Source organism: Thermomonas sp. (assembly GCF_029945965.1).
Taxonomy (GTDB): domain Bacteria; phylum Pseudomonadota; class Gammaproteobacteria; order Xanthomonadales; family Xanthomonadaceae; genus Thermomonas.
In genome coordinates this window covers 347,702-359,566 of the sequence record NZ_JAQSDO010000008.1, presented here as the reverse complement: position 1 = coordinate 359,566, position 11,865 = coordinate 347,702, and the positions used below count along the sequence as shown (strand labels likewise).

10 protein-coding genes are annotated in these 11,865 nt (G+C 64.6%); 4 read left to right on the top strand and 6 right to left on the bottom strand.

What is annotated here, in order from left to right:
• Positions 1–12: 12 nt before the first annotated feature.
• Positions 13–351, bottom strand: coding sequence for a P-II family nitrogen regulator (locus PSV05_RS04670; protein WP_300062155.1), 339 nt, complete (start codon positions 349–351; stop codon positions 13–15).
• A gap of 230 nt (positions 352–581) precedes the next feature.
• Between PSV05_RS04670 and PSV05_RS04665 the strand changes: the two genes are divergently transcribed.
• The gene (locus PSV05_RS04665; protein WP_300062285.1) at positions 582–866 is read left to right on the top strand and encodes an accessory factor UbiK family protein; all 285 of its coding nucleotides are present in this window, start codon (positions 582–584) and stop codon (positions 864–866) included.
• A 10-nt stretch (positions 867–876) separates the two neighbouring features.
• Entirely contained in the window at positions 877–2,388 is a 1,512-nt protein-coding gene (locus tag PSV05_RS04660; protein ID WP_300062153.1) for a YifB family Mg chelatase-like AAA ATPase, read from the top strand.
• Positions 2,389–2,390: 2 nt separating this feature from the next.
• Here PSV05_RS04660 and PSV05_RS04655 read toward each other — a convergent pair whose 3' ends face one another.
• Positions 2,391–3,626 carry a putative peptide maturation dehydrogenase gene (locus tag PSV05_RS04655; RefSeq protein ID WP_300062150.1) on the bottom strand — a complete coding sequence of 412 codons (1,236 nt, stop codon included), beginning with the start codon at positions 3,624–3,626 and terminating at the stop codon, positions 2,391–2,393.
• A 104-nt stretch (positions 3,627–3,730) separates the two neighbouring features.
• On the opposite strand from PSV05_RS04655, the gene PSV05_RS04650 reads away from it, so the two are divergent.
• Entirely contained in the window at positions 3,731–4,033 is a 303-nt protein-coding gene (locus PSV05_RS04650; protein ID WP_300062147.1) for an NHLP-related RiPP peptide, read from the top strand.
• Positions 4,034–4,075: 42 nt separating this feature from the next.
• Here the strand turns inward: PSV05_RS04650 and PSV05_RS04645 are convergent, their stop codons facing one another.
• The 4 genes from PSV05_RS04645 to aceB all read right to left on the bottom strand — a co-directional run bounded on the left by PSV05_RS04645 (position 4,076) and on the right by aceB (position 10,781).
• Complete coding sequence (locus PSV05_RS04645) at positions 4,076–6,571, bottom strand: putative peptide modification system cyclase (RefSeq protein ID WP_300062145.1); 2,496 nt, start codon at positions 6,569–6,571, stop codon at positions 4,076–4,078.
• A gap of 13 nt (positions 6,572–6,584) precedes the next feature.
• Complete coding sequence (locus PSV05_RS04640) at positions 6,585–7,589, bottom strand: diguanylate cyclase (RefSeq protein ID WP_300062141.1); 1,005 nt, start codon at positions 7,587–7,589, stop codon at positions 6,585–6,587.
• Positions 7,590–7,760: 171 nt separating this feature from the next.
• Positions 7,761–9,059, bottom strand: coding sequence for an isocitrate lyase (gene aceA / locus PSV05_RS04635; RefSeq protein ID WP_300062138.1), 1,299 nt, complete (start codon positions 9,057–9,059; stop codon positions 7,761–7,763).
• Positions 9,060–9,122: 63 nt separating this feature from the next.
• The gene (gene aceB, locus PSV05_RS04630; RefSeq protein ID WP_300062136.1) at positions 9,123–10,781 is read right to left on the bottom strand and encodes a malate synthase A; all 1,659 of its coding nucleotides are present in this window, start codon (positions 10,779–10,781) and stop codon (positions 9,123–9,125) included.
• A gap of 111 nt (positions 10,782–10,892) precedes the next feature.
• On the opposite strand from aceB, the gene PSV05_RS04625 reads away from it, so the two are divergent.
• Positions 10,893–11,861, top strand: coding sequence for a LysR family transcriptional regulator (locus PSV05_RS04625; RefSeq protein ID WP_300062133.1), 969 nt, complete (start codon positions 10,893–10,895; stop codon positions 11,859–11,861).
• Positions 11,862–11,865 lie beyond the last annotated feature (4 nt).

Genomic DNA, 11,865 nt, shown 5'->3' with positions numbered 1-11,865 from the left:
CCGACGCCCGCCCTACAGGGCGTCGCCGTCCAGTTCACCGGTGCGGATGCGCACCACGCGTTCAAGATCCCAGACGAAAATCTTGCCATCGCCAATCTTGCCGGTGCCGGCAGTGCGCATGATCGCCTCGGTCACCACGTCCACCTGGTCGTCGGTCACCGCCACCTCGAGTTTTATCTTGGGCAGGAAGTCGACCACGTATTCGGCGCCGCGATACAACTCGGTATGGCCTTTCTGGCGACCGAAGCCCTTGACCTCGGTCGCGGTGATGCCGGCCACGCCGGCCTCGGCAAGCGCTTCGCGGACGTCGTCGAGCTTGAATGGCTTGATGATCGCCATGACCATTTTCATTAGGCGGTCTCCTGCTGGGATACCACGAGCATAGCCTGCCACCGTGGCCTGCGTGCATACTCGTGGTCACGTGGATTGCGATGCGGATGCCGTCAACGGGGTTGGTTCGGATCAGTGTCCCGAATGAGCAGTTCCCCTACCCCGCAACACAATCTGCACCGACAGCGGTTTGCCCTGCCACCGCGCACGCTTGCACCACCCGCAGGAGACCCAGCATGAATCCCAACCGCATGATTGACCTCGCCCAACTCGACGAACTCGCCCGCCGCCTCAGCAGCCTGGTGCCACCTGGCTTGCGCGGTGATGCTTCTTTGGAGCTGCGCGAAGAATTGCAGCAGAACTTCAAGTCGGTGCTGCAGACCGGACTGGGCAAGCTCGACCTGGTCACTCGCGAGGAATTCGAGGTCCAGCGCGCAGTACTGGCGCGGACCCGCGAGAAGCTCGAAGCGCTTGAACGCAGCCTGGTCGAGCTGACCGGCACGGCAGGCAACACCACGCCACCCTCCTCGCACTGAGGCCGCCGCCATGGGTCTTGCGATCGTGCACTCACGTGCGCGGGTGGGCGTGCATGCGCCTGAAGTCCGGGTCGAGGTGCACATGGCTGGCGGGCTGCCGGCGATGTCGATTGTCGGGTTGCCGGAAGCGGCGGTGCGCGAAGCCAAGGATCGTGTGCGCGCGGCCATCCTGTGTGCGCAGTTCGAATTTCCCGCGCGACGCATCACGATTAATCTTGCGCCCGCCGACCTGCCGAAGAACGGCGGGCGTTTCGACCTGGCAATCGCGCTCGGTATCCTGGCCGCCAGCGGGCAACTGTCGAACGAGGCGCTGGATGGCTGGGAATTCCTCGGCGAACTCGCGCTGACCGGCGAGATCCGCGCAGTCGATGGCGTGCTGGCGGCTGCCGTCGCCGCGGGTCAAGCGCAGCGGAAAGTGCTGGTAGCGCCGGCCAACGGGTTTGAAGCCGCACTTGCCACCGATGTCGAGGTGCGCACCGCGCGGACCCTGCTGGAAGTCTGCGCCGCGCTCGACGGCCGCAAGGAATTGCCACGCGCGCAGCCGAGGCAGTACGTGCCCGCGCGGCAGCCGGACCTGGTTGATGTGCGCGGGCAAACGCAGGCGCGGCGTGCGCTGGAGATCGCTGCTGCAGGTGCGCACCATCTACTTTTTATCGGGCCGCCCGGTAGTGGCAAGACGTTACTGGCCTCGCGCCTGTGCGGGATCCTGCCGGAAGCCGGCGATACTGAAGCCTTGGAGTCGGCGATCATTCGTTCGGTCAGCGGTCATGGCCTGGACCCGGCGCGCTGGCGCCAGCGCCCGTTCCGCAATCCGCATCACACCGCAAGCGCAGTGGCGCTGGTTGGTGGTGGCGCCGATCCACGCCCCGGCGAGATCTCGCTGGCACACCACGGCGTGCTGTTCCTTGATGAATTGCCCGAATGGAGCCGGCATGCGCTGGAAGTGCTGCGCGAGCCGCTGGAATCGGGCAGCGTCACGATCTCGCGCGCGGCCCGCCAATGCGAATTCCCGGCGCGCTTCCAGTTAGTTGCGGCGATGAATCCCTGCCCCTGTGGATGGGCCGGTGATCCCTCCGGTCGCTGCCTGTGCAATGACGAAATGATTCGCCGCTATCGCGCGCGCATTTCCGGCCCGTTGCTGGAGCGCATCGACCTGCATGTGGAAGTGCCGCGACTGGCGCCAAGCCTGCTGCGCAGCGATGCGATTCCCAGCGAGAGTAGTGCGGTGGTGCGCGAACGCGTGATCCGCGCGCGCGGGCTGCAAGAGGTGCGCGGCGCGACCAATGCACGCATGGACCAGGCACAGACCAACGCATGGTGCGTGTTGACCTCGGGCGATTGCGCCCTGCTGGAACGCGCGGTTGAAAGCCTGCAGCTGTCGGCCCGTTCACTGCACCGGATTTTGCGGGTAGCGCGCACGATTGCCGATCTTGCCGGCAGCGAGACCATTCGTACACAGCACCTGACCGAAGCGATTGGCTATCGGCGACTGGAGCGCAGCCTGCCGCGCGCGGCGGCCTGAGTTCAGGCCACAGTCTTTCCGGAGCGCGACCACACCGTCTGGTTCGGATCCAGTTCGTATGTTTCCATTTGTCCCGCGCGCGGGCCGATGCCGCAAACCGCCAGCGCTCCATCGAGCCAGGCAGTCAATCCAAATGCGCGCTCGATGTCGGCTTCGTTGATCGCGGCTGTGACATAGCTGCCTAGCCCCTGTTCGGTCGCGCTGAGCAACAGCGTTTGCGAGAGGTGGCCGACGTCCAGGATGCACACCCGATAAGCCTTGGAGTGATTGCGGTACTTCCAGAAATTACGCTCGAACCGCGGCGCCAGTACGCAGAGCGCATGTGCGTCGGCGAAGTATGGCTGCCCGCCCACCGCAATCCAGGCCAGGTAGTCTAAGGCACTCATGCCTTCGGCGGCCGCATGCTTTCCCGCGCCTGCGAGCACCTGTTCCTCATCCAGCGGCAAGGCCTGCAGCGCATGTTCACCGGGGCGGTAGTGGTAGATGCCGGATGCCAAGCCCTCGACCTTGCGTGCGATCAGATAGCACTCGGTGGGATGCAATGCGCCGCCGGAAGGACTGGTCCGCTTGAGCACATCGAAATCGTCCGCACCGCGGACCCGGCCACGTTCTGCGAATGCGCGCTCCAGCACCTGGGCCAACTGCCCAAGCGGCAGCATCTTGCCCGCATCGAAATTGCGACAGCTCGCGCGCGCATCGAGCAACTGATCAAACGCATTGCGCGGCATCTTCGGCAACGCGGTGCATGCGCCACCATCGGGACGTGTGTGCAGCATCGGCGGTGGCACGCCATAAGCCTGGCGCAGGCCTTCGGCATTATGCAGGCCTGCCTCCTCCACTTCGCCGGCGGCATCAACACTTTCCCAGCGCGAACGCGCATGACACACCGCGGAAAGGCCATGCCAATGCATGTCGCGAAGACGAGTGTCGAGCTCGCGACCTGCTGTCCACGCCTTTGTGCTGCCCACCAGCACGCCGGCCTGCAGCAGGCGCCGCACGCGCGCCACGCCATGGCGCGCACGCAATGGCGTGGCCGCGACCCAATCGAGCGGGCTCAGCTCGCCCAGCAGAGTGACGTCGTCAACATCCACTTCCACCGGAGTATCCAATTGCGGCACATGCGCGAACCACTGCATGCTGCTGACCACACCGGTGCCGCCCGCAAGCAGTACATCGAGTTCGAAACGGGTTTCCTCGCGGGGCTCCAACCAAAGCGCCGCACATCGCCTAATCCGCATGCATCAATCCCGGCCAAAACGTGATCTTGGCGCTTGCCGCCAATCATAGACAAGGGTAGCGTCGCAGCTGTTGTGCCCATCAATCGCTAAAGGGGGAATGCTCTATGGCCACGAAGAAGGGTGCCAAGCCGGCGCCGCTGGATCCGAAAGTCACCAAGAAGTTGCTCGACAAGCTGTCCACCGACAACGATTTCCGGCGGCTGTTCAAGAAGGATGCACACGCGGCGCTGGCCCAAGTCGGCTACAGGCCCGATGCGGGCACGTCGTCGGTGGGTGAGTGCATGCAGCTGCAGGCCACCGACAGCATCGCGCCCAAAGCCAAGATCGCACGCGATCGCATCAAGCTCGAAAGCGCATTGAAGGTGCCTGTCAGCTTCATGTGCGCGAAGGACTTCAGCGCAGACTGAGTCTCCACATCCGCGCGGCACTACCTGCCGCGCGGTTCTTGCTCAGCGCGATGCCGTTGTTGCAGGCGTCGCCAGCAACGCCTCCCGCGACACCCAGACGTTGAAGAATCGCAGCACGTCACTGGTCGTGTTCTCGGTAAACACGCGCCCGCGATGGGTGGCAAGCCAACGTGACTGCGCCGTGGCCGCGGCCGCGTTGCCAGCAGATCGTTCCGCACGCATCAACGCCCAGTGCACGGCCACCAAGGAAACATCCTGCTTGGCCAACGGGCGCAAGCGCTGCAGCGCCGCATCGACATTGCCCGCCAGTCGCTCCTGCTCGGCCAGCAGCACTGCGTTCAACTGGCCAACAGTCGGGAAGTCGTGCACCACCGCGCTGTCCTGCACGCTGCGCAGCGCGTCCGCAAGCAGCGCGCGATCACCGGCATGCGCGGCCAACAAGCCGGCATACAACTCCAAATCGACCGACATCGTCGGATAGATCGCATCGGTTTCCTGCGCCTGCTTACGGCTCGCCAACAACAGCTTTTTCACGACACCGGCGGCATTGCCGCTGCCAGCCAGCGCCGACAGACTGGCGATCGCAGCGCGCGCGCGCTGCGTTTCGAGCACGTCCGCGTCCTTGATAGCCTTGGCCAGCCAGGCATCAGCTGCCTTGGCCGCCTGCTGTGGTTGGCCGCGGTCGATCCAGGTCGTCACCGCGCTTTCACCCTGCCAACCGTCGCGACCACCGGTGCCTCCAAGGTAGGTTTTGTCGGCGTCGGCATGCCTGCCCTGTGCGTCGTAGGCGCGCGCGTAGTACTCGCCGGCACCGCTGAAACCCAATTCGCGCGACCTGCGGAATGCGGCCAGCGCATCATCGACACGCTCCTGACCCAGCAGCACGATCCCCAGGCTGTAGTTGACGCTGCCCTGGTTCGCGAAGGCCGGATTGAGGGCCTGGCGAAACCGCGCCTCGGCGGCGCGGAAATCATTGCGCTGGTGCCACAAGTTGCTGCCAGAGCGCGCGATGACTTGCTCATCATCCGGGTAGATGGCCAGGTATTCGTCGACTTTGGGGAAATAGGCGTTCGGAACCGTGTACTGCTGGAGCAGCAAGTCGATCCGCATGGTTTCCTGCGGCGACAGGCGTCCGCGCATCGCAAGCGCTGCACGCCATTCCGTCATGGCAGCCTCGACTTGCCCGAAACTCGCAAACATGCGCGCCATGTCCGCGTGCGCCAGGGCGAATTGCGGATCGAGCTGCAGGGCGCGCCGGTACAGGCCAAGCGCCTGCTCGCGATCGCGGGTCGTGTAGTACACGTTGCGCGCCACCGCAAATGCCTTCAATGCATCAAGACTGGGCGTGCTGACATTGGGCAGCGGCACCGAGGTCTTCTGCACGTTGTGCATGGCCTCGCCAAGCTTCTCGCGCAGCTGACCAGTGACGTCATCGATCGAGGCCAGCGCGGATTCGATTCCTTTTCCATCGGCCGATATCGCGTACACCGTGGTCTGGGTGCGCGGATCGATCACTTCCGCGCTGACCCGCAGGCGCCCGCCGACTTCGGCCACGGTGGGCAGCAGTAGTGCGCGCGCACCATCGCGCATGGCGATCTCGGAACCAATCGCGCGGTCGATCTGCGTCTCCGGCTTGCGCTGCATGCGCTGCATGGTCTCGCGCATCTTCAGGTCGCTGATCAGGTTGACGTAGCGCGACTGTTCCAGGCTGATCCGGAACGCCTGTTCCAGCGAATCATCCAGGCGCGCATCGCCGGTCAGGTTGCGCAAGTCGCCGACCACCACCCAGTCGCGTTCGCCGAAGGCAATTGCCGGTTTCGGCTGGGTGATGAACCAGCCGCCGACAACCATCGCCGCCAGCACCATGGCTTCGGCGGCCAGCGCCGCCGGCCGCCGCCACAACGGCAGGTCGCGCCAGGCCTTGGGCGTATGCGAAGGCATGCGCAACGGGGCCAGGCCGGGTTCGCCGACTTCGTAGACTTCCTGGCCTTCCGGCACACCCTTGAAGCGCCAGCGTCCATAGGATTTCCAGACCAGCAGTTCGCCGCGCTCGCCGAGTTCACGCGCGGCGCGATGCGCCAGCGGTTCGGCAGTCGCCGACAGCAGGATCTGGCCCGGCCGCGCCAACGACATCAAGCGACCGGCGAGTGGTTTCGCCAACCCTTCTACTTCAAGTGACTTGGCGCCGACGCGGATCGCATCGGCGCTGTTTTCCCACACCAGCACTTCGCCCACATGCAGACCGGCGCGCGCCTGCAATGGCTGCTTGTGTTCGCGGCCGAGGTCGCGCAGGCCGCGCACGTAATCCAGCGCGAAACCGAGGCCGTCGATGGGCCGTTCGAAGATCAGCAACAAGCCATCGCTGCGGTCGATCAAACGGCCGCGCCAACGCTGCTGCAGTTCCAGCACCATGCGGTCGTGCGCGCGGAACAGTTCGGCGGCGGCAGTGTCGCCGATGCGTTCGACCAAACTGGTGGAATCCACCAGGTCGGTCAGCAGCAAGGTGCGGACTTGGGGCTTATCGGTGATCAGGGTCATCGCTGGCACCGGCTCAATCCTGCCATTCCACGCGGTTGCCGCCCAGCCGCTTGGCCCGGTACAGCGCGGTATCGGCCTTGGTGTACCAGTCTTCCCAAGTGCCGTCGTCGGTGATCAGGCAAGCACCGATACTGAGCGTGGTCATCTGCGGCGGCTTGCTGTGCATGCGCTGCAACATGCGCGCGCTGCCCAGCATGTAGTCGCCCATGCGCTCCATTTCCTCACGATGATTACCGCGCACCAACAGGCAGAACTCGTCGCCACCGATGCGGCAGGCGATGTCGTCCGGCCCGGCCACCGCGCGCAACAGGTTGGCCACGCTTTGCAGCACGCGGTCACCGGCCAGGTGGCCATGGGTGTCATTGACGTCCTTGAAGCGGTCGCAGTCGATCAGCACCAGCGCCAGTCCGCCCAGGCTGCTGTTGCGGCGGCGCTTGTCGACATCCACGGTGAAACCGCGGCGGTTCAGCAGGCCGGTCAGTTCATCGGTGCGGGTCAGTACTTCGGTCTGGTTGAGCCGGTGCGCGGTGGCGCGCAGGGTGTCCAGCGCGGTCTCCAGGTCCTGGTTGCGGCGGCGCAGCCGTGCGATCAGGGCTTGTTCATTGTGCACCACGCGCATGATCGCGCGGCGCAGGAAGTGCGCCAGCATCTGCGGGTCACGCTGGGCAAGCGCGTCGAATTCGGCACGCCCGAGTTCCAGCACCACGCCATCTTCAGCCACCATTGCATCGGCGCTGCGCGCATGGTCGCCAATCAGCAGGCCAAGTTCACCGAGGAATTCGCGCGTGGTCAGGCGTTTGCCGACCAGGTCATCGCCGAAGTCCAGTTCGACCACACCATGCGCGACCACGTACATGGTGGTGCCGAGATCGCCGCGACGGAACAGGCACTCGCCGGCCTCGACCCGGCGCGGATGCGCGACCTGGGTGAACAGGGCGTACTCGGCCAAGGTCAACGTCGACGAGTTCGGATCGTCGATGTCTCGCTCGCCATTTGCTGCCTGCGCGATTGCGGCCACGCCGTTGCCCACTCCCCCGCCCCGATTTCATGGATTTTTGCAGGATACCGGAAAAGCAAACGCAGACCGATGCATGACCCGGTCTGCATGAGTGGGAAAGACATTCAGGCGAATACACCACGAACCCTGCGAACACCCGCCGGCATGCGGCCGGCGGGTCGTCCAAACGGCTTACGCCGCGGCGCGCTCGCCCTGGAACTGCTCTTCTTCGGTGGAACCCTTGAGCGCCATGGTTGAGGTCTGCGTACCCTGGATGGTCTGGCTGATCGCATCGAAATAACCGGTACCCACTTCGCGCTGGTGCTTGACCGCAGTGAAGCCACGGTCGGCGGCAGAGAACTCCTTCTCCTGCAGCTCGACGAAGGCGCTCATCTGGCGGCGGGCGTAGCCATGCGCCAGATCGAACATACCGTAGTTGAGCGCATGGAAGCCGGCCAGGGTAATGAACTGGAACTTGTAGCCCATCGCGCCGAGTTCAGTCTGGAAGCTGGCAATGGTCGCGTCGTCCAGATTCTTCTTCCAGTTGAACGATGGCGAGCAGTTGTAGGCCAGCAGCTTGCCCGGGAACCTGGCGTGGATGGCCTCGGCGAACTTGCGCGCGAATTCCAGGTCGGGTTTCCCGGTTTCGCACCAGACCAGGTCGGCATACGGCGCATACGCCAAACCACGACTGATCGCCTGGTCCAGGCCCTTGTGGGTCTTGTAAAAGCCTTCGACGGTGCGCTCGCCGGTGCAGAACGGCTTGTCGTTGTCGTCCACGTCCGAGGTCACAAGATCGGCGGCTTCGGCATCGGTACGCGCAACGATCAAGGTCGGCACGCCCATCACGTCGGCGGCCAGGCGCGCGGCGGTGAGCTTCTCGATTGCCTCGCGGGTCGGCACCAGCACCTTGCCGCCCATGTGCCCGCACTTCTTCACCGATGCCAGCTGGTCCTCGAAATGCACGCCCGCAGCGCCGGCTTCGATCATCGCCTTCATCAGTTCATAGGCATTGAGCACGCCACCAAAACCGGCTTCGGCATCGGCCACGATCGGTTGCAGGTAATCGATGCTGTCGTCGCCTTCGGCGTGGTTGAGCTGGTCCGCGCGCAACAGGCAATTGTTGATGCGCTTGACCACCAGCGGCACCGAGTTGACCGGGTACAGCGACTGGTCGGGGTACATCTCGCCGGCACCATTCGCATCGGCGGCAACCTGCCAGCCACTCAGGTAGATCGCCTTCAGGCCGGCCTTGACCTGCTGCATCGCCTGGTTGCCGGTCAGCGCGCCGAGCGCGTTGACGAAGTCTTCCTTGTGCAACGACTTCCACAGCTTTTCCGAGCCCAGCCGGGCCAGCGAATGCTCGACGTGCACAGTGCCGCGCAGGCGCACCACGTCTTCGGCGCTGTAGCTGCGGGTCACGCCTGCCCAGCGCGGATTGTTGGCCCAATCCATCTTCAACTGTTCAGCGGAATGCATGGTGGTCTTCATGTCAGGTGGTCCTTGTGTGGGAGCGGCGTGTTGTTTGAGAGCTGCGTGTTTTTGGCAGCAGGTTCAATCGAGTCGTTCGTAGGCCGGCAAGGTCAGAAACTCGGCCAGCGTCTCGGCGTGCGTGAGGCGGTCGAGCATCCCGATCGCCTCGTTGATGCGGCTGGCGCCGGGCAGGCGCAGGCGGTCCTGGAGCTTGCCGGGCAGGCTGATCAGGGCGCGATCCAGCAGGGCGGAATCAACGGGTGTCTCATCGTCCAGAGACAGCGGCTCACGACCGTCATCGGCGTAGTGAATCCACTGCCAGAGTTGGGTGCGGGCGATCTCGGCGGTGGCGGCGTCTTCCATCAGCCAGTGGATCGGCACGCAACCGCTGCCATCCAGCCATGCGGCCAGGTAGCGCACGCAGACTTCGACGTTGTTTTCGAAGCCGGCCCGCGTGATCGTGCCCAGCGGCGGCTTGATCAGGTCGTCGCGGGTGACCTTCACGTCATCGCGCAGCACGTGCTGTTGGTGCGCTTCGGGCATGCGTGCATCGAAGATCTCGCGGGCCAGCGGGATCAGCGCCGGGTGCGCGACCCAGGTGCCGTCATGGCCGGCGGTGACTTCACGAAACTTGTCGGCGCGAACTCGGGCCATCGCCGCGTCGTTGGCTTCGGCATCACCGGAGATCGGGATCTGCGCGGCCATGCCGCCCATCGCATGCGCACCACGGCGGTGGCAGGTGCGAATCAACAATTCCGAATAGGCCTTCAGGAACGGCTGGGTCATCGACACCTGCGCGCGCTCCGGCAACACCTTGTCGTGATGCGCGCGGAAGGTCTTGATGTAGGAAAAGATGTAGTCCCAGCGCCCGCAGTTCAGGCCGACGATGCGCGCACGCAGCGCATGCAGGATCTCGTCCATCTCGAACGCGGCTGGCAGGGTTTCGATCAGCACGGTGACCTTGATCTGGCCATGCGCCAGCCCGAGCGCGGTCTCGATATGGGCCAGCGAGACTTCCCACAGCGCGGCCTCTTCCATCGACTGCAGCTTGGGCAGGTACAGGTAAGGCCCGCGATCCTTGGCTGCCAGCGTGGCCGCGTTGTGGAAGGCGAACAGGCCCGCATCGAACAGCGATGCCGAGATTCGATTGCCGTCGACCAGCACGTGCTTTTCATCCAGGTGCCAGCCGCGCGGGCGCACGCACAGCACGGCGCGTTCGGCTTCGGGCTTGAGCGTGTAGTGCTTGGACCCGTCTGGTCGGCTCTCATCAAGCACGGTCCAGTCCAGGGTGCCGGCGACCGCCTTGCGCAGCGCATGCTGGCCTTCGATCAGGTTGGCCCATGTCGGCGAGGTCGAGTCCTCGAAGTCGGCCATGTAGACGTTGGCGCCGGAATTGAGCGCATTGATGACCATCTTCGGATCGACCGGCCCGGTGATCTCGACCCGGCGGTCCTGCAGCGCAGCCGGAATCGGCGCGACTTTCCAGTCGGCGGCACGGATGGCGGCGGTATCTGCACGGAAATCGGGCGAAACGCCGGCATCGAAACTGGCCTGGCGCGTCGCGCGGGCCTGCAGCAACGCTTGGCGGCGTGGTTCGAAGCGCTGGTGCAGGTCGCGCAGGAAGGCCAATGCCGCAGGGGTCAGCAACTGCGACTGGCCCGGTGCCTCCAAGGTCAGCTGGATTCCCTCAGTCTGGGCATCGTGCTGGGCATCAGGGGTGGATTGAAGGACTGCCGACATGTGCTGGGCCCGATAAGTGCGTTGCAGTGCACCATCCATCGGCGTGTGGTATTTGACAAGCTAGTTTTATCAATGCGTAGTATTAATTAAATTAATATCAATTGAGACTATATGGCCGACACACCCGCCAGCAAGGTTCGCTTCGCCTACAAAGGCTCCCGCCTGAAGCCCTTGCGGGCGTTCTGCCAGGTGGCGCGGCTGGGGTCGGTGTCGCGTGCGGCCGAGGCGCTGTATCTCAGCCAGCCGGCGGTAACCCTGCAATTGCAGGCGCTGGAGCGTGAACTGGGGGTGCGACTACTTGAACGCAGCGGCCGGCGCCTGACCCCAACCCGCGAGGGCGACCTGCTTTATGAAATGGCGCGTCCGCTGGTCGAAGGCCTGGATGGGCTGGCCGCCAGCTTCCGCGAGCAGGTGCGCGGGCTGGACGCCGGGGAGCTCAATGTAGCCGCTGGCAGCTCGACCATCCTGTACCTGCTGCCCGGCATCGTGGATGCGTTCCGCCAGCGCATGCCGGACGTGCGTCTGAGCCTGCACAACGTCACCGGGGCGAGTGGCCTGGACTTGCTGCGCTCCGATGCGGTGGACCTGGCGGTGGGCTCGATGCTGGATGTGCCGGCCGACCTCAGCTACGCGCCGATCTATCGCTTCGAGCCGATGCTGATCATGCCGCTGGACCATCCGTTGGCCTCCAAACGCGACCTGCAACTGGAGGATCTGTCGCCCTACGGTCTGATCCTGCCGCCCAAGCGACTGACCACGTATCGGCTGGTCGACCTGGTGTTCCAGCAAAACCGCGTGCCGTACACGGTGGCGCTGGAAGTCGGTGGCTGGGAGGTGATCAAGCAATACGTTGCAATGGGGCTCGGCATCAGCATTGTTACGGCGATCTGCCTGACCGAAGCCGACCGCCAGCGTCTGGCCACGCGCTCGCTGGCACGCTGGTTCCCGTCACGCAGTTACGGCGTGGTCATGCGCAAGGGCAAGTTCCTGAGCACGCAGGCACGCGCGTTCGTCGAACTGATCCAGCCTGAGTTGCTGTCCAGCCGCGACTACGACCAGAGCGGGCACTCGGAGCGCTGAAGCG